The organism is Aliiroseovarius sp. M344, from assembly GCF_025140835.1.
In the GTDB taxonomy this organism is placed as follows: Bacteria; Pseudomonadota; Alphaproteobacteria; order Rhodobacterales; family Rhodobacteraceae; genus Aliiroseovarius.
On the sequence record NZ_CP081153.1, the window covers coordinates 942,582 to 960,619 of the forward strand.

General features: G+C 57.1%; 13 protein-coding genes. 6 read left to right on the plus strand and 7 right to left on the minus strand.

From position 1 onward, the window contains the following. Positions 1–43 precede the first annotated feature (43 nt). Entirely contained in the window at positions 44–1,612 is a 1,569-nt protein-coding gene (gene glpD / locus K3556_RS04595; RefSeq protein WP_260518556.1) for a glycerol-3-phosphate dehydrogenase, read from the minus strand. Positions 1,613–1,727: 115 nt separating this feature from the next. Here glpD and K3556_RS04600 point away from each other — a divergent pair, with 115 nt between their 5' ends. The 3 genes from K3556_RS04600 (at position 1,728) to K3556_RS04610 (ending at position 5,271) form a co-directional block, all read left to right on the plus strand. Next, entirely contained in the window at positions 1,728–2,486 is a 759-nt protein-coding gene (locus K3556_RS04600; RefSeq protein WP_260518557.1) for a DeoR/GlpR family DNA-binding transcription regulator, read from the plus strand. An 89-nt stretch (positions 2,487–2,575) separates the two neighbouring features. After that, positions 2,576–3,034, plus strand: coding sequence for a (2Fe-2S)-binding protein (locus tag K3556_RS04605; protein ID WP_260518558.1), 459 nt, complete (start codon positions 2,576–2,578; stop codon positions 3,032–3,034). Between the two features lie 2 nt (positions 3,035–3,036). Continuing rightward, entirely contained in the window at positions 3,037–5,271 is a 2,235-nt protein-coding gene (locus K3556_RS04610; RefSeq protein ID WP_260518559.1) for a xanthine dehydrogenase family protein molybdopterin-binding subunit, read from the plus strand. 63 nt (positions 5,272–5,334) lie between these two features. On the opposite strand, the gene uvrB is transcribed toward K3556_RS04610, so the two are convergent. Then, positions 5,335–7,509 carry an excinuclease ABC subunit UvrB gene (gene uvrB / locus K3556_RS04615; RefSeq protein WP_312847279.1) on the minus strand — a complete coding sequence of 725 codons (2,175 nt, stop codon included), beginning with the start codon at positions 7,507–7,509 and terminating at the stop codon, positions 5,335–5,337. A 583-nt stretch (positions 7,510–8,092) separates the two neighbouring features. Here uvrB and K3556_RS04620 point away from each other — a divergent pair. Next, entirely contained in the window at positions 8,093–8,404 is a 312-nt protein-coding gene (locus K3556_RS04620; protein WP_260518560.1) for an ETC complex I subunit, read from the plus strand. 49 nt (positions 8,405–8,453) lie between these two features. Here the strand turns inward: K3556_RS04620 and K3556_RS04625 are convergent, their stop codons facing one another. Beyond that, positions 8,454–9,212, minus strand: a complete 759-nt coding sequence (locus K3556_RS04625; RefSeq protein WP_260518561.1) for an alpha/beta fold hydrolase — start codon at positions 9,210–9,212, stop codon at positions 8,454–8,456. 123 nt (positions 9,213–9,335) lie between these two features. On the opposite strand from K3556_RS04625, the gene K3556_RS04630 reads away from it, so the two are divergent. After that, a complete protein-coding gene (locus K3556_RS04630; protein ID WP_260518562.1) occupies positions 9,336–9,698 on the plus strand; it encodes a hypothetical protein in 363 nt (120 codons plus the stop codon). 103 nt (positions 9,699–9,801) lie between these two features. On the opposite strand, the gene glyA is transcribed toward K3556_RS04630, so the two are convergent. Then, the gene (gene glyA, locus K3556_RS04635; RefSeq protein ID WP_260518563.1) at positions 9,802–11,094 is read right to left on the minus strand and encodes a serine hydroxymethyltransferase; all 1,293 of its coding nucleotides are present in this window, start codon (positions 11,092–11,094) and stop codon (positions 9,802–9,804) included. A gap of 170 nt (positions 11,095–11,264) precedes the next feature. Between glyA and K3556_RS04640 the strand changes: the two genes are divergently transcribed. Beyond that, positions 11,265–12,026 (plus strand): NAD kinase, encoded by a 762-nt coding sequence (locus tag K3556_RS04640; RefSeq protein WP_260518564.1) that lies wholly within the window; start codon positions 11,265–11,267, stop codon positions 12,024–12,026. 8 nt (positions 12,027–12,034) lie between these two features. On the opposite strand, the gene K3556_RS04645 is transcribed toward K3556_RS04640, so the two are convergent. From K3556_RS04645 to K3556_RS04655, 3 genes are all read right to left on the minus strand, one after another. Further along, positions 12,035–13,510, minus strand: coding sequence for a sigma-54-dependent transcriptional regulator (locus K3556_RS04645; RefSeq protein WP_260518565.1), 1,476 nt, complete (start codon positions 13,508–13,510; stop codon positions 12,035–12,037). 128 nt (positions 13,511–13,638) lie between these two features. Then, positions 13,639–15,528, minus strand: coding sequence for a propionyl-CoA synthetase (locus tag K3556_RS04650; protein WP_260518566.1), 1,890 nt, complete (start codon positions 15,526–15,528; stop codon positions 13,639–13,641). Between the two features lie 231 nt (positions 15,529–15,759). Then, positions 15,760–18,033, minus strand: a complete 2,274-nt coding sequence (locus K3556_RS04655) for an NADP-dependent malic enzyme (protein WP_260518567.1) — start codon at positions 18,031–18,033, stop codon at positions 15,760–15,762. Between the last annotated feature and the right edge of the window lie 5 nt (positions 18,034–18,038).

Here is an 18,038-nt window from a genome sequence, read left to right on the forward strand (position 1 = left end):
ACCAGATGGTAAAAAAATTATCTGCAACCCGCCCGAAATCGGATCAGAGGTTTCTGCTGATCCAGTTGTCCAATACCTCGATCTCGCCTTTCTGCATCCTCAGGCCAAGCTTAGAGCGTCGCCACACGACATCTTCGGCGCGATGCACATATTCCTTGTCGATCATCCAGCGCACTTCCTGCTCGGTTAGGGTGGCCCCAAAGTCCCGGCCCAGATCATCCGCTGTTTTGGCATCTCCCAATAGGTCCCAGCTTTCGGTGCCATAGGCCCGCACCAGCCGTTTTGCCCACGCAGGCGTCAAGAAGGGAAAGTCACCTTGCAGCTTGTCGGTCAGCGCCGGCACCCAATCCACAGGGAAGTCGCCACCAGGCAAGGCTTTTTCGGCCGTCCAATTTGCGGAAAGCTTTGGAAGGTGGCCCTTGAGGTTGGCCAGCGCATTTTCTGCAAGGCGGCGATAGGTGGTGATCTTACCGCCAAAAATGTTCAAAACCGGTGCGCCGCCCAAGTCATTCAGTTTCAGAACATATTCCCGTGTCGCCGCAGTGGCAGAGCTTGCCCCATCTTCATAGAGCGGTCGCACACCTGAATAGCTCCAGACCACGTCATCTTGCGTGATCGGCTTGTCGAAATACTGGTTGGCAAACGCGATAAGGTAATTTTGTTCTTCTTCGGTGCAGACGGGGCTTTTATCGGCGTCCTCGTGCGGCTCGTCCGTCGTGCCGATTAAGGTAAAGTCGGTTTCATAGGGGATCGCGAAGATGATCCGGCCATCTTCGCCTTGGAAGAAATATGCCTTCTCGTGGTCAAACAGCTTGGGGGTAACAATATGTGACCCACGCACCAGTCGAACGCCTTCCGAGGTCTGGACATCCAGCGCGCCGTCTATCAGCTCTCCAACCCATGGCCCGGCGGCGTTCACAATGATTTTTGCCGAGTGGAGCGTGGTTTTGCCGGTTCGTGCATCTTGGGTTTCGATGTCCCAATGATGCGCATGGCGGGTCGTTCTGATGACTTTTGTACGCGTCATGATCGTCGCGCCCCGCGCCTCGGCATTACGCGCGTTCAGCACCACAAGTCGTGCGTCATCAACCCAACCATCGGAATATTCATAGGCCTTGATGAATTTGTCCTTCAGCGGCGCACCTTCCGGTGTGCCCGGCAGCTTCAGGGTCTTCGTGCCCGGCAGAAACTTTCGCCCACCAAGATTGTCGTAAAGAAACAGACCAAGCCGGATCAGCCATGCGGGTCTGCGGCCTTTCATCCACGGCATGACCAGCGTCAGCAGCTTCGAAGTAGGCGTGTCCCCTTCGAACCGCATGTCCTTGTGATAGGGCAGCACAAAGCGCATCGGCCAGCTGATGTGCGGCATCGTGCGCAGAAGGATTTCGCGCTCGATCAGGGCTTCGCGAACCAGTCGAAATTCAAAATACTCAAGATAGCGCAGGCCACCGTGAAACAGTTTGGTCGAGGATGACGAGGTCGCCCCGCCAAGGTCATTCATTTCAGCCAAAGTGACCGAAAGTCCACGCCCGGCGGCGTCGCGGGCAATGCCGCAGCCATTGATGCCGCCGCCGATGATAAAGATGTCGCTGGTGGTGTCGGGCTGGGTCATGGGATGGCCTTTTTCGATTCTGTCGCGATTATGCGGCAAAACCCGCCAAAGCGAAAGAAAAAGACTTTCGTAAATGTTCGTTTTGGCGCAAATTGGCCTGAAAGAAAGGCGCTGGATGTCGCAATCACTTCGAATACCGGAAATCCTCGAGATCGCCCGCCGTGATGGCAGGGTCACGGTCGATGGGCTGGCCGAGCATTTCGGGGTGACTTTGCAAACCATCCGGCGCGATCTGACCGATCTTGCCGAGGCGGGGCGGCTAGAGCGGGTCCACGGCGGCGCCATCATGCCGTCGGGCATTTCGAACATAGCTTACGAAGAACGCCGGGCACTGAACCAGGCGGCCAAAGACCGGATTGCGGCGGCGACGGCACAAATGATCCCGAATGACGTCGCGCTTTTCCTGAACATTGGCACCACCACCGAGGCGGTCGCCCATGCGCTGTTGCATCACCAGAACATTCTTGTCGTCACCAACAATATCAATGTGGCACAAATCCTGTCCGCCAATCCCGACAGCCACGTCATTGTCACAGGTGGCACGATGCGGCGGTCAGACGGCGGGTTGGTTGGTGAACATGCGGCCCGGTGCGTCCGCGAGTTCAAGTTTGATATTTCTGTTATCGGCTGCTCGGCGCTTGATCATGACGGCGATTTTCTGGACTTCGACATGCAAGAGGTCGTGGTGAGTCAGGCTGGTCTGCAACAGGCACGACAGAGGTTTCTGGTCTGCGATCACTCAAAACTGTCGCGCAAAGCGCCAGCACGGATTGGTGCCTTGGCGGATCTGGACGGCATCTTCACGGATCAATCGCTGCCTGACACGCTGGTTCGCAACAGTGCGGAATGTGGAGTCGAGATCATAGTTGCCTAGCTACGCATTCTATGTTGAATATATGACCGATGGTCATTTATTAGTGCGCAGCCGGTAATTTTGCTGCATTCACACAGGGACCCACCGCGATGAAGCTTACTGTAAACGGAACAGAGCATGATCTGGACGTTGAAGACGACATGCCGCTTCTGTGGGTGCTGCGTGATGAGATTGGTTTGAACGGACCGAAATACGGCTGCGGTGTCGCAGCATGCGGTGCCTGCACTGTGCATATCGACGGCGTTGCGGTGCGATCCTGCCAAACGTTGGTCTCTGACGTTGACGGGCCTGTGACAACTATCGAAGGACTGGGAAACCCTGCCGAGATGCATGCGATTCAAGCGGCATGGTTGGAATATCAGGTCGCCCAATGTGGTTACTGTCAGGGCGGGCAAATGATGCAGGCAGCAGATCTGCTTTCAAACACGCCTGACCCATCAGATCAAGATATCGACGAGGCCATGTCCGGCAACCTGTGCCGATGTGGGACTTATCCGCGCATTCGAGCTGCTGTAAAATCAGCAGCCCAGAAGTTGCAGGCGGTCTGAGAATGGCGCGCGCAGGTACAATCGCTCGTCGCACGTTCCTCGTTGGATCTGTGGCTATTCTTGGTGGCGTCGCTTTCGGGTATTACCAATACAAACGGCCAGCCAAGAACCCTTTGTTGGATGGCCTGCCTGATGGCGAGGCTGCGCTGACGCCCTATGTGTTGATCAACGCCGATGGCGTCACGCTGATCACGCCGCGTGCCGACATGGGGCAAGGGTCGTATTCAGTTCAAGCGGCCCTGATCGCCGAGGAACTGGATGTCGAACTCGACCAGATCAAGGTTGATCCCGGTCCGCCGTCAAAAGCCTATTACAACACTGCACTGGCGAACGAGGCTGTGCCATTCCCAAGCACGGATCAAAGTGCTGCTGCCAAAGCGATGCGCGGAACAGTTGATGCGGTCATTAAATTCATGGGCATGCAACTGACCGGTGGATCGACCACTGTGCCCGACGGATATGAGAAGTTGCGCGTGGCGGGTGCGGTCGCGCGAGAAACGCTTAAAGCAGCCGCGGCAAAGCAAACCGGCCTGGCAGTCCCCCAACTGAAAACCGCGCGCGGCGCGGTCATTTTGCCTGACGGCAAGCGCATCCCATATCAGGCATTGGCCGCAACGGCCGCCGCTATTGATCCTGTCACCGATGTGACGCTGCGCCCCTCAACCCAGTGGCGGTTGGTGGGGAAACCTATGCAGCGCGTCGATATGATCGCGAAATCCACGGGTACGCAAAGCTATGGGATCGACATGCGGATGGACGGCATGGTCCACGCAGCCATTCGCTTGAACCCTCGTAAAGGGGGGGATGTAATCGGCTTTGACGCCAGCACCGCAAAGGAAATGCGTGGCGTGCAACAGATCGTTCCTGTCACCGGTGGCGTGGGCGTGATTGCCAACAACACATGGCGCGCCTTTCAAGCGGTCGACGCGATCGAGGTGGAATGGGGCGAGGCTCCGTACCCCGCCGAGCAGGACCAGCACTGGCAAGCGCTGTCCGACACTTTGGACAGTGGCGAACAAGATTCCCAGCCACGTGATGATGGGGATGTGGACGCCGCACCCATTACGATCGAAGCGGAATACCGTGCACCCTATTTGGCGCATGCCCCGTTGGAGCCGCTGAACGCGATAGTTATGGTCACGGATGCGCGGGTCGATGTTTGGACCGGCAACCAGATCCCGCGCATGACACAAGCAAGTGTCGCCAAGATGACTGGCGTCCCGGTCGATGATGTCCATGTTCACATTCAGATGATGGGTGGCAGCTTTGGGCATCGGTTGGAAGATGATGTCGTGAAACGCTGCACCGAACTGGCGATGGCACTGCCTGGCACGCCCGTAAAACTGACTTATAAGCGCGAAGAAGACACTGCCCAGGACTTCACCCGCCCCATCGCAATGATGCGCGGGCGCGGCGCCGTTGACGGCGGTCGGGTCACGGCCATGGACATACGTGTCGCATCACCTTCGGTGCTGGACAGTCAAATGGGCGAAAGACAAGGGCTGGGTCTGCCTGGACCGGATGCGTCCATCACCCAGGCGCTGTGGGATCAACCCTACGCGATCCCCAATTACCGCGTCACGGGTTATCGCGCGCCGAAACTTGGACCCGTCAGTTCTTGGCGGTCCGTCGGTGCCTCGCAAAACGGGTTCTTCCACGAAAACTTCCTGAACGAGCTGATACATGCCGCCGGTGCTGACCCTATTGAAGAGCGCTTGCGCCTGATGACGGACGCGCCGTCGCGCAAAGTGCTTGAGGCCGTTGCCGAGATGTCTGGCTGGGGGAGTGATCTTGGGGCGAACAAGGCGCGCGGCGTTGCGTTCAGCCTGTCTTTTGGCACGCCCGTCGCCGAGGTGATCGAGATCACCAACTCTGACGATGGGATTCGACTGGACAAGGTCTGGGTCGCCGCCGAGGTGGGCCGCGTCATTGACCCGGTGAACTTCGAGAACCTTGTGCAAGGCGGCGTCATCTGGGGGCTGGGACATGCGATCAACAGCCAGATCACCTATGCCGATGGCATGGCCGAGCAAGAGAATTTCTACGATTTCGAAGGGTTGCGGAACTATCAAGCGCCCGAGATTTTTGTGCGCGGCATGGAAAACCGGGATCATGTGACCGGCGTCGGTGAACCCCCTGTGCCGCCCGCGGCACCGGCGTTGGCCGAAGCGATATTCCAAGCAACAGGAGAACGCCCAACCGAGATGCCGTTTGCCAATAACTTCAACTTCGCCTGACCAACTTACCACCACTCACGGGGTCAGACCAATCGCGCTCGCCAGAAATGGCGGGCGCTATTTTTATCTGCCACGCCCCTTGCGCCCAGCCCGCTGCCCGGGCTTCCCAGCCGTTGATCGCCCCTTAGTCTTTTGTGCCGCTTCTCCCGCTGCTTCGATTGCCGTCTGGCGCGCCATTGGGTCGTCAGCGATGGCCAGTTCCACTGCTTCCAGCCGGTGAACCTCGTCGCGCAAGCGGGCAGCTTCTTCGAATTCGAGGTTTTCGGCGGCTTTGCGCATGTCGGCTTTCAGGCTGTCCAGATGGGCGGCCAGATTGTCGCCAATCAGTGGCTTGTCGATGGTGGCCGTGACCCGCGCCATATCGGTGTCACCAGAGTATAGCCCCGACAGGACATCATCGACGTTCTTCTTCACCGTTTCGGGGGTAATTCCGTGTTCGATGTTATAGGCCCGTTGCTTTTCGCGGCGACGTTCCGTTTCTTTCAACGCGCGTTCCATCGAACCGGTGATCCGGTCGGCATACATGATGACGCGGCCTTCGGCGTTTCGTGCGGCGCGCCCGATTGTTTGCACCAGAGAGGTTTCGGAGCGCAGGAAACCTTCTTTGTCCGCATCCAGAATGGCGACCAGCCCACATTCGGGAATGTCCAAGCCTTCACGCAGCAAGTTGATACCCACCAGCACATCGAAAGCGCCCAGACGCAAGTCGCGCAGGATTTCGATCCGCTCAATCGTATCGATATCAGAGTGCATGTAACGCACGCGGATACCCTGTTCATGCAAGTATTCGGTCAGGTCTTCGGCCATGCGCTTGGTCAGGGTCGTGACCAACGTGCGCATGCCGCATGCTGCAACTTTTCGCACTTCATCAAGCAAGTCATCGACCTGCATTTCAACCGGACGGATCTCGACCTCGGGGTCGACGAGGCCGGTGGGGCGGATCACTTGTTCAGCAAACACGCCACCGGTCTGTTCAAGCTCCCAACTGCTGGGGGTGGCGGATACGAACACTGATTGCGGGCGCATCGCGTCCCACTCCTCGAACTTCAGCGGGCGGTTATCCATGCAAGACGGCAGGCGGAAGCCGTGTTCGGCCAGTGTGAATTTACGACGGTAGTCACCGCGATACATGCCGCCGATTTGGGGCACGGACACGTGGCTTTCATCGGCAAACACAATCGCGTTGTCAGGGATATATTCAAACAGGGTAGGGGGCGGTTCACCCGGTGCACGGCCTGTCAGGTAACGCGAGTAATTCTCGATCCCGTTGCAGAACCCCGCGGCCTCTAACATCTCCAAATCAAATTTGGTGCGCTGTTCAAGCCGCTGGGCTTCCAACAGTTTCCCCTCTTCTTCGAACTGGAGCAGCCGCACGGCGAGCTCCTGTTTGATATTCTGGATGGCCTGTTTCAGCGTCGGTGTGGGCGTCACATAATGAGAATTCGCATAGACGCGCACTTTTTCCAGCGTGTCCGTCTTTGCGCCGGTCAGCGTGTCAAATTCGGTGATGCCTTCCAGCTCTTCGCCAAAAAAGGACAGCCGCCAGCCGCGATCTTCCAAGTGACTTGGCCATATCTCCAGACTGTCACCGCGCACCCGGAACGACCCGCGATGGAAGGCATTGTCATTGCGTTTGTATTGCTGCGCCACGAGATCGCGCATGACGGACCGCTGATCATATTCTTTACCAACCGTAATGTCTTGCGTCATGGCGGTATATGTTTCGGGCGAGCCGATCCCATAGATGCAGCTGACCGAAGCCACGATGATCACATCGTCGCGTTCCAAAAGCGCTCGCGTGGCGGAATGGCGCATCCGATCAATCTGTTCGTTGATCTGACTTTCTTTCTCGATGAAGGTGTCAGAACGCGCGACATAGGCTTCGGGCTGATAGTAGTCATAGTAACTGACGAAATATTCGACCGCGTTGTCTGGGAAATACCCCTTCATTTCACCGTAAAGCTGGGCTGCAAGTGTTTTGTTCGGAGCGAGGATGATCGCCGGGCGCTGCGTTTTCTCAATGATCTTGGCCATTGTGAACGTTTTGCCCGTGCCGGTCGCACCCAAAAGAACCTGATCCTGCTCGCCTGCATCAAGACCGCCGACAAGTTCCGCGATTGCTGTGGGCTGATCACCTGCCGGCTGAAACGGCGTGTGCATGACGAAACGCTTGCCGCCCTCAAGTTTAGGGCGGGCTGTCGGGGCGAGTGTCGGGTTGGTCAGTGGGCTGTGAGTCATGCGAATCCCTCCGCCCATTAGAATGGTCACATTTTGTTCTTCTTCAAGAGGTAAGGAAACCTTTACCCCTTCCTCCCCATAATTGGCGAGTTGAGCGACATGCGCACATTTCCGATTATAGGGTCAAGATAGAAGCCTTCGGACATGTGAAGGCGCTTACCAGTTAGCAACCAATGGTTGCATTAGTTCAAAAGAGGAGCGTAGAGCCTCTTTTGGCTTTCTGCTATCTAACTACCAGATTTAAAAAGTAAAAAAGTCGTAAATTGGCAAAATTTTTTTGCAAAAAATGCAACTAAAGGTGTTTTTAGTGCTTGCCGAAGCGCGAACGCCGCGCTAGGTTTGTCTTGCAAGCAGCAGAACGTACTGCCGGTAGACGACGATACACCCACCCCACCCCTCGCTCCCTCGTCGTCTACCGGCAGTCACTCTTCTTTCTCACAACCACCACTCACATGCGCTTCTGGCCCGCAGCTGGGCTGGAAGCCGCAGTGTGTGGCGTGCATCCACCGTTTCTGTGCCAAATCTGCTTGAATTACGGCCTCGCATGCCGGATAAACTGCACAAGCTTTCAAGGAGATCCCGGATGCGTGCACGTATCTATCAACCCGCTCGCAATGCCATGTCGTCAGGGCTAGGCAAGACCAAGGTCTGGCTTTTGGAATATGCGGCCGACGAATCGCGGGAAGTCGATCCGTTGATGGGGTGGACAAGTTCTTCAGACACTCAAAGCCAGGTGCGTCTGAAGTTCGATACGAAAGCGGCAGCACTTAGCTATGCGCGCGCACATGGCATTGAAGCTGTTGTTCAAGAACCGCACAAACGCAAACCCAACATTCGCCCAGGCGGGTATGGCGAAAATTTCGCCACCAAACGCCGGGGTCCCTGGACCCACTGATCAGGTCCAACCCGTTTGTTAGGCACTGCGCCCATTCGGCTTAGACTGGTCAGGCGCTCAAGAAAGCAAGTGCAGCAGCTTCAAAGTCGCGCGGTTTCTCGGCGTGCAACCAGTGACCAGCTTGCGGTATCTTGGCATGCTTAGCCTTCGGAAAAAGCTCTTTGATGATGCCCCGATGGTCCGGCAAGACATAGTCAGAGATCGCACCAGACAAAAACAGGGTGGGACCATCAAACTGCCCCTGCAGTTCGGGGAACCCAACGATAAGCCCCATATCCTTTTCAAGCACATCCAAGTTCAAACGCCATTCCTGCGCTTTCACGTCAAGCGATTGCAAAAGAAACGCTCGGACAGATGGCTCGTCAAGCACATGTGCCAATTGCCGATCCGCATCGCCTCGGGTTTTCACTTGCGACAGGTCGATGCTGCGCATGGCAGTGATCATTGATTGCTGACTGTGTGTGTAGGCGATGGGCGCGATATCCGCGACCAGCAGACGCCGGACCATATCAGGTTGAGCATTCGCAAAGACCATCGCGGCCTTACCGCCCATCGAATGTCCGATCACATCGACCGGTCCACCGCTGGCTGCCACGACCTCGGCCAAATCACCGGCAAGATCGGGATAGCTGTGACTGTCGCTCCATGGGCTTTGACCGTGATTGCGCATATCCACGCTGACAACGCGGCGTGTTGCGGACAGGCGTTTCGCGATGACGCCCCAATTGCGGGCCGAGCCAAAAAGCCCGTGGGCAATCAGGATCGGCGGCAGCACCGTATCGGTGCCATATGTTTGCATCTCAAGCATAAGGTTTGATAGCCCGGGGCTGATTGGGCTTGAAGCCCTTTTTATGCAGTTAGACACTTTCGGATGCCGGTGCGATGCCGGTATGGTGGCGCGAAAGAGGGATCGTGAAAGGCGAACAGCGACGTGGACATTCACGCACGGACAGATCGGCTGTCCCGGCTGCTGGAAGAGCGACTGGACATCCGCGGCGCGGGTTTCGAAACCAAGTTGCGCCGGGCGGGACGGTTGTTGCCACGCCACCTGCGTCGCGAAGGCGCGACACTGATCGAGGCATTGAAATTGGCCTCTCATCCCCGGTTGGGGCGGCAGGTTGATGCCAAGCGGCTTGAGAAAGCGGCCAATGCGATTGAGAGCCACCTGTTAAACTTGGATGCGTGGGACCGCCGACGTGGCATTGCTGTCAATGTATCTGCCAGTGTATTTTTCAACCTTTTTATCATCGCGGCACTGGTGGCCGGCGTGATCATCTGGCGCAAGCTGGTTTGACTGGTGATTTCGTTGTCGATCCTCACCATTAAAAAGAAGAAGGCCCCGACGTGTCGCCGGGGCCGTTTATCTTTCACCACACTAAATCCGTGCGCTTAGCCGCTTAAAGGTTGGGATACAGCGGGAACCGGGCGCAGAGCGTGGCAACTTTGGCTTTCACCGCGTCTTCAACGGCGCCATTGCCGTCTTCGCCATTGGCTGCCAGACCGTCGACCACTTCAACGATAAGGTCTGCAATCTCGCGGAACTCGGCTTCGCCAAAACCGCGTGTGGTACCGGCGGGGGTGCCCAGACGGATGCCCGAAGTAACTGTCGGTTTTTCCGGGTCAAACGGGATACCGTTTTTGTTGCAAGTGATGTGGGCGCGGCCAAGCGCTTTGTCGACGATATTACCGGTCACGCCTTTGGGGCGCAGGTCGACCAGCATGACGTGGGTGTCGGTGCCGCCGGTTACGATGTCCAGGCCGCCCTTCATCAACTGATCAGCCAGAGCGACTGCGTTGGCGCGCACTTGTTTCTGGTAGGCTTTGAATTCGGGGCGCAACGCCTCTCCGAACGCGACAGCTTTGGCGGCGATCACGTGCATTAGGGGCCCACCCTGAATGCCGGGGAAGATGGCCGAATTGATTTTCTTGGCCAGATCCTCGCGGTTGGTCAGGATCATGCCGCCGCGCGGACCACGCAGGGTTTTGTGGGTCGTCGTTGTGGCCACATCCGCATATGGGAAGGGCGAGGGGTGTTCGCCCGCGGCGACCAGACCGGCAAAGTGAGCCATATCAACCAATAAGAACGCGCCAACACTGTCCGCGATTTCGCGGAACTTTGCGAAGTCGATTTGACGCGGAATGGCCGAGCCGCCCGCGATGATCAGCTTCGGTTGGTGTTCCGTGGCCAGCGCCTGAACCTCGTCATAGTCGATCAGGTTGTCCTGCTTGCGCACACCGTATTGCACCGCGTTGAACCACTTGCCCGATTGGTTCGGAGCCGCGCCGTGCGTCAGGTGCCCGCCCGATGCGAGGTTCATGCCCAGAATCGTATCACCCGGTTGGATCATCGCCATGAAGGCACCTTGGTTCGCCTGCGAACCCGAGTTGGGCTGCACATTAGCAAACTCGCAGCCAAACAACGCCTTGGCGCGGTCGATGGCCAGATTCTCGGCCACATCCACAAACTGGCAACCGCCATAGTAGCGGCGGCCCGGGTAACCTTCGGCATATTTGTTGGTCAGAACCGAGCCCTGAGCCTCCATTACGGCGGCGGACACGATATTTTCCGACGCGATCAGCTCGATCTCGTCGCGTTGGCGACCAAGTTCGTCAGTGATCGACCCGAAAAGCTCAGGGTCGCGGGTGGCGAGGGATTCGGTAAAGAAGCCTTGGTCACGGGAAGCAGTCATGGGTGTAATCCTTGGGTTGGAAGCCAGTTGTTGGCGTTTCCTATCGGAAACACCGCCAAACGCAAAGACCGGAAAGCGACATGGCTGCGGAAAGACGCGGCAATTTCTGGCACTTTACGGAAACATGTGTTTCTTTCGGAAACCAAGGGATACGGATCGGAAACCTAGCAATGAGCCAGAATATCGCTTTTGTCGCCAGCGATGCGCAGATTTCGCAGATCGCGAAAGAAGAATTGGTAACTCGTTATGGTAACAAACCAGTGGACAAAGCCGACGTCATCGTCGCGCTGGGCGGTGACGGGTTCATGCTGCAAACCCTGCACGACACCCAAGAGTTACCGGCCCCTGTCTATGGAATGAACCGCGGGACCGTCGGATTTCTGATGAATGAATATTCGCCTGACGATCTAATCGAACGACTAATCGCCGCCGAGGAAGCGGTGATAAACCCGCTTGCGATGCGGGCCGAAGGGGCGGACGGAAAAGTGCATAAGGCGCTGGCCATCAACGAGGTCAGCCTTCTGCGTGCTGGTCCGCAAGCCGCGAAACTGCAGATCAGCGTTGATGGGCGCGTTCGTCTGCCGGAACTCGTCTGCGATGGTGCGCTTTTGTGTACTGCGGCTGGATCGACGGCCTATAACTACTCGGCGCACGGCCCGATCTTACCTATTGGATCGGACGTTCTGGCGCTGACCGCAATGGCTGCTTTTCGCCCTCGTCGCTGGCGGGGTGCGCTTCTTCCCAAAAATGCAGTGGTGCAATTTGACGTTCTTGAACACGAAAAGCGCCCTGTGATGGCCGATGCCGACGGCAGATCAGTGCGTGATGTCGTTTTGGTTGAGATCAAATCGAACAACGAGATTGCCCACCGCATCCTGTTTGATCCCGGTCACGGTCTGGAAGAAAGGCTGATCCGCGAGCAGTTTGTCTGACTGGGCAGCTAATCGCGCGCCCACCCGTCGCGCTTGCGATAGATCGTCGACGGTGAAACTTCCAAAACTTGTGCTGCGCGCGGGATCGATCCACCCTGTGCCCGGATCGTTTCTTCGATCACTATGCGTTCGATTTCCGCCAGTGGTCGCCCCAGTAAGCCGGTATCAGCCAGCACCCGAGGTGGCATTTGCACGTTTGGATTGGCAGATTGTCCAGTCAAAAGATCGACCGGCAACATCTCGGCGGTGACCAGATCCGCATCGTGGTGCAAAACGATGTTCCAGACGACGTTGATCAATTGACGCACATTGCCGGGCCAACGATGCGACATCAGAATGTCAGCGGCATCAGCGGTGAATCCACGGAACCGCCGCCCCTCTTGCCGGGCTGTTTGCACCAGTTTGCTGTTGGCGATGGCCAGAATATCCTGGCCCCGATCTCGGAGCGGCGGCAGCAGGATCGGCACGACATGCAAGCGGTAATACAGGTCTTCGCGCAGCCGACCAGCGTCGATTTCAGTGCGGGCATTTTCTGCACTGGCGCAGATGATACGTGCATCAACCTTGGCTGAATCGGTCGACCCTAGAGGGTCGATCTCGCCGCTCTCCAGAAACCGCATCAGTTGCTTCTGAACCCGCAGATCAGTGCGGGCAATGCCGTCCAGAAAAAGCGTGACGCCATCAGCTGCATTTGCGGCGCCGCGCGATGTCATTCGGTTGTCCGAGAAAACCCGCTTGGCCAGCGTGTCTGGCTGCAGTCGCGCGCAGTCGACAACGATGAACGGTCCGCCGGACCGGCCACTTTCCGCGTGCAGAGCGCGGGCAAGAACCTCCTTGCCTGTGCCCGTTTCGCCCTGAATGAAGACAGGAGCACTGGACGACGCGATCGTGTCGAGCGCCTTCAGCACCGGCTTCATCGACATGTCTGACAAGACCATACCGTGCCTGACCCAGCGCGCGTCGGCAGTGACAGACGCGACCGAAGTGGCAGGCAGCGTCTTAGCGCTAGGCTTGACGGGGTTGCGGCGTGACGAAACCACCGCGCGCCTTTTGATTTTTTGGAGAACATTGCCAACGGTCTTTTGAAGACGGTTTTGCGTAAAAGGTACAAAGATGCAGTCCAACGCACCCAGTCGCATGGCCTCTGCCGCATCATTGATTTCGTCGCTTTGCGACACAACAATAATTGCCTGGTCAGCATCCCCCTTCAGAAAATCGCGGATCAGCGGCAAGACGCTGCGGTTATTCACACGCAAAGGCAGGATGATGACATCAACTGGCTTGTCTTCTGTGATAGCTTTCGCTTCCGAAATCGAGTTAGCATAGGCAGCTTCGCAGCCCAGGCTCTCAAAAACCGGGCCGGGAAACAGGTCGGTGAAATCTGGTGGCGCCAAAACCATGACCAAGGCGCGCCCAACAATTGCGTCAGCTTTGGTTGTGTTCAATGAGGCAGCGCTGGGATTGCCCCGTTCGTCCATCGCCATCACTCCCCCCCGGATATTTGAACCTGCAACGGTTCCCGGTTTGGTTTTAGCGAAGTGGCCATCGAAAAGCTAAAAAAAACTCCCCCAAACGTAGTTTGGAGGAGCATTTTTCTACTTATTAGCGGGCATTACTTTGAGTACCCGAGACTTTGCAGCGCTTCCTGGATTTCTTCCAGAATGGCTGGGTCGTCGATAGTGGCAGGCATTTTGTAATCTTTGCCGTCGGCGATCGACACCATGGTCGCGCGCAGAATTTTGCCTGACCGGGTTTTCGGCAGGCGATCCACCACGATACACAGTTTGAACGCGGCCACGGGCCCGATCTTCTCGCGCACCAGCTTGACGCATTCTGCGGTCACCTCGGCGTCCGGTCGATCCGTGCCAGCATTCAGGCAAATCATGCCCAAGGGCAACTGGCCTTTCAACTGATCGGTAACACCGATGACGGCGCATTCGGCCACGTCCGGGTGGCTTGCCAAAACCTCTTCCATCCCGCCGGTGGACAGGCGGTGGCCGGCAACGTTGATCACATCATCGGTGCGCGCCATGATGTAAAGGTATCCATCCTCATCCTTATAACCCGCGTCGCCCGTTTCATAGTAGCCGGGGAACGTGTTCAGATAGCTCGACTTATAGCGCTCTTCAGCGTTCCACAGGGTGGGCAGCGTGCCGGGGGGCAGGGGCAGTTTGATCGCAATCGCGCCCAGTTCGCCTGCGGGCATTGGATGGCCGCCTTCATCCAGAATTTGCACGTCGAAACCCGGCATCGGCACAGAAGGCGAGCCCAGCTTGACCGGCAATTCCTCGATACCCAGCGGGTTCGCTGCGATCGCGAAGCCGGTTTCGGTCTGCCACCAGTGGTCAATTACGGGAACCTTAAGTTGGTCCTGCGCCCAGACGATGGTGTCAGGGTCTGCGCGTTCCCCAGCCAGATAGACTTGCTTCAAGCAGGACAGATCGTATTTCTTTACGAACTCGCCTTTAGGGTCTTCACGTTTCACGGCGCGGAATGCGGTGGGGGCCGTGAAGAAGCTTTTGACATTATGTTCCGAGATCACGCGCCAGAAGGTGCCTGCATCAGGCGTTCCGACAGGTTTGCCCTCAAACACGATGGTAGTGTTGCCATGCACCAACGGGCCATATGTAATATAGCTGTGGCCAACGACCCAGCCCACATCGGATGCCGCCCAGAACACGTCACCGGGGTCGACATTATAAAGGTTCTTCATCGTCCAGTTCAGCGCAACCAAGTGACCACCAGTATGGCGGATCACGCCTTTTGGTTGGCCGGTCGTGCCAGAGGTATAGAGGATGTAGGCCGGATGATTGCCCTCAACGGGCACACAGTCGGCGGGGGTGGCGCTGGCCTCCAGTTCGGTCCAGCTGTAATCGCGGCCCGGAATCAGATCGGCGGTGGCCTCTTCTCGCTGAAGGATCACGGTGAAATCGGGCTTGTGCGACGCAATGTCGATCGCGCCGTCCAGAAGTGGTTTGTAGGCTATGACCCGGCCCGGTTCGATACCGCAGGATGCGGCGATGATCGCCTTTGGCTTGGCGTCGTCAATACGTACGGCCAGTTCGTTTGATGCAAATCCACCAAATACCACGGAATGCACCGCGCCAATGCGGGTTGCGGCAAGCATCGCCATTAGGGCCTCGGGGACCATCGGCATATAGATGATGATGCGGTCGCCCTTTTCGATGCCCTTGGCTTTGAGCGCGCCTGCAAGCGCCGCGACACGGGTTTGCAGCTGGGCAAAGGTAATCTTGGCTTGGCGTCCGGTGATCGGGCTGTCATAAATGATGGCCACTTGGTCGCCGCGCCCATTCTCAACATGGCGGTCGACGGCGTTGTAGCAGGTGTTCACCATACCATCCGAGAACCACTCATAAAGCGGCGCGTTTTCGTCAAAGAGCGCTTTTGAGGGCGGCTTGTCCCACGTGATAGCCTTGGCCGCATCCATCCAGAAAGTTTCCGGGTCAGCCTGCCACGCAGCGTAAACGTCTTTGTATGCCATGGTGCACTTCCTCCAATTTCCCTTGGTAAGAAGTGTTACGCCTCGAACTGTCGGTAGGGCAAGCGCGGCGTGCCACGGTGCGACGGTTTTGCGCCAACAATTTGCAATCCGGCAGAAAAAGGCCTGCAAATTTTTGCAAACCTCAGGTAAATAGGCACCTAAGGTTTGAAAAAGTCAGAATTTGCAAAACTGCAAACTCTGACTTGCAAATATTAGCAACCCCGAGTCGCCTTAGCCATATCGTGCGACGGGGGTGCCTGCGACCGCAGACATGTTCAGCAATCCACGTGCGGTGATTGACGGGGTGACAATATGGGCACGGTTGCCCATGCCCATCAGGATCGGCCCAACCTCAAGCCCACCCCCTTTGACCTTCAACGTGTTGCGAACAGCGCTGGCCGCATCTGCATTGGCAAACACCAGTGTGTTTGCCGGCCCCTCAAAACGGGCGTCCGGGAAGATATGTTGGCGCACATCCACGTCTAGCGCGGCGTCAACATGCATCTCGCCCTCATAGGCGAAATCGCGCGGACGGCTGTCCAAAATTTTCAAGGCCCCGCGCGCACGCTCGCCGCTGTCGCCATCATGGTTGCCAAACTGCGAATAAGAACACAGCGCGATTTTTGGTTCGACGCCGAAACGGCGGACATGCCGGGCGGCCGCACAGACGGACTCCGCGATCTGTTCCGCGGTCGGGATGTTGTGAACATGCGTGTCCGCGATGAAAAGCGGACCGTCCTGCAAGATCATCAGGCTCAGCGCGCCCACCGGGTGCAACTGATCCGTTCCGAGGATCTGCCTGATATAATTGAGGTGCCACAGATACTGCCCGAACGTACCGGCAATAACGCTGTCCGCTTGGCCCAAATGAACCATGATGGCGCCAATGGCAGTGGTGTTCGTGCGCATGATGGCTTTGGCCAGATCAGGTGTAGTACCTTGACGGGCCATGATCTGATGATAAGCGCTCCAATAGTCGCGATAGCGATCATCGCGTTCGGGGTTCACAATCTGGAAATCTTCGCCCGGCTTGATTGACAGGCCGGCCCGTTCGCAGCGCTGCGCGATTACGTCCGGTCGACCAATCAGAATGGGGGCGTCTGTTGTTTCCTCCAACATCGCATTGGCAGCGCGCAGCACCCGTTCATCCTCGCCTTCAGCAAACACGATCCGACGTTCTGCGGTCGCGGCGGCCTCAAAGACGGGGCGCATGATGAGGGCCGAACGGAATACCGATCCGTCCAGAGTTTTCTTGTAAGCCGCAATATCTTCGACGGGACGCGTGGCCACGCCACTTTCCATCGCAGCCTTGGCAACGGCTGTCGCGACCACCCCCATAAGGCGTGGGTCAAAAGGTTTCGGGATCAGATAGTGCTCGCCGAAGCTCAGTTGTTCGCCTTTATAGGCAGCGGCGGCTTCGGCAGAGGTTGTGGCGCGCGCCAGGGCGGCGATCCCTTCGATACATCCCAGTTGCATGGCGTCATTGATCTCGGTTGCGCCCACGTCAAGCGCGCCACGGAAGATGAATGGAAAACACAAAACGTTGTTAACCTGATTTGGGAAATCGGACCGACCCGTGGCGATAATGGCGTCTGGTGCGACCGACCGCACCTCGTCCGGCATGATTTCAGGCGTCGGGTTTGCAAGGGCGAATACAATAGGGCGTTTGGCCATTTTTGCGACCATTGCTGGCGTCAAAACACCAGGGCCAGACAGGCCAAGAAACACGTCCGCGCCTTCGATCACATCATCCAAAGTGGCCGGGCTGGCGCCTTGAGCATAGGCTGACTTTTGCGGCGTCATTTCCGCTTCGCGGCCCTCATAGACCAATCCTTCGATGTCACACAGCCAGACGTTTTCTCGTTTCACGCCCAATTTCAACAGCATGTTCAAGCAGGCAATCCCAGCCGCGCCACCGCCGGTGGATACCACCTTGATCTGGTCGAAGGACTTGCCTGTGACCTGCATCGCGTTGGTGGCTGCCGCGCCGACAACGATGGCCGTGCCGTGTTGATCGTCGTGGAAAACCGGGATGTTCATACGTTCGCGACAAATTTGTTCAACGATGAAACAATCGGGCGCCTTGATGTCTTCAAGATTGATCGCGCCGAAGCTTGGCTCCATTGCGCAAACGATCTCGGCCAACTTTTCAGGATCTTTTTGGTCCAGTTCGATGTCAAAGCAATCGATATTGGCGAATTTCTTGAACAAAACTGCCTTGCCTTCCATCACGGGCTTGGAGGCAAGTGCGCCGATATTGCCAAGCCCCAACACCGCGGTGCCGTTTGAGACCACGGCAACCAGATTGCCACGAGCGGTGTAACGGCTTGCCGTAGAAGGATCATTCTTGATCTCAAGACAGGCTTCGGCCACGCCGGGGGAATATGCAAGGCTTAGGTCACGCCCGTTTGCCATGGGCTTGGTTGGGCGGATTTCCAGCTTCCCGGGCTTTGGAAATTCATGGTAATCCAAGGCGCGTTTGCGGGGGTAATTGTCGTCGCTCACGGTGT

Excerpts from the sequence above, each read along its gene's own strand:
- K3556_RS04610 (WP_260518559.1), top strand. The coding sequence starts at position 3,037 with ATGGCGCGCGCAGGTACAATCGCTCGTCGCACGTTCCTCGTTGGATCT.
- K3556_RS04640 (WP_260518564.1), top strand. The coding sequence starts at position 11,265 with ATGAGCCAGAATATCGCTTTTGTCGCCAGCGATGCGCAGATTTCGCAG.
- K3556_RS04650 (WP_260518566.1), bottom strand. The coding sequence starts at position 15,528 with ATGGCATACAAAGACGTTTACGCTGCGTGGCAGGCTGACCCGGAAACT.
- glyA (WP_260518563.1), bottom strand. The coding sequence starts at position 11,094 with ATGACTGCTTCCCGTGACCAAGGCTTCTTTACCGAATCCCTCGCCACC.
- uvrB (WP_312847279.1), bottom strand. The coding sequence starts at position 7,509 with ATGACTCACAGCCCACTGACCAACCCGACACTCGCCCCGACAGCCCGC.
- glpD (WP_260518556.1), bottom strand. The coding sequence starts at position 1,612 with ATGACCCAGCCCGACACCACCAGCGACATCTTTATCATCGGCGGCGGC.
- K3556_RS04600 (WP_260518557.1), top strand. The coding sequence starts at position 1,728 with ATGTCGCAATCACTTCGAATACCGGAAATCCTCGAGATCGCCCGCCGT.
- K3556_RS04605 (WP_260518558.1), top strand. The coding sequence starts at position 2,576 with ATGAAGCTTACTGTAAACGGAACAGAGCATGATCTGGACGTTGAAGAC.
- K3556_RS04620 (WP_260518560.1), top strand. The coding sequence starts at position 8,093 with ATGCGTGCACGTATCTATCAACCCGCTCGCAATGCCATGTCGTCAGGG.
- K3556_RS04645 (WP_260518565.1), bottom strand. The coding sequence starts at position 13,510 with ATGGCGATGGACGAACGGGGCAATCCCAGCGCTGCCTCATTGAACACA.
- K3556_RS04625 (WP_260518561.1), bottom strand. The coding sequence starts at position 9,212 with ATGCTTGAGATGCAAACATATGGCACCGATACGGTGCTGCCGCCGATC.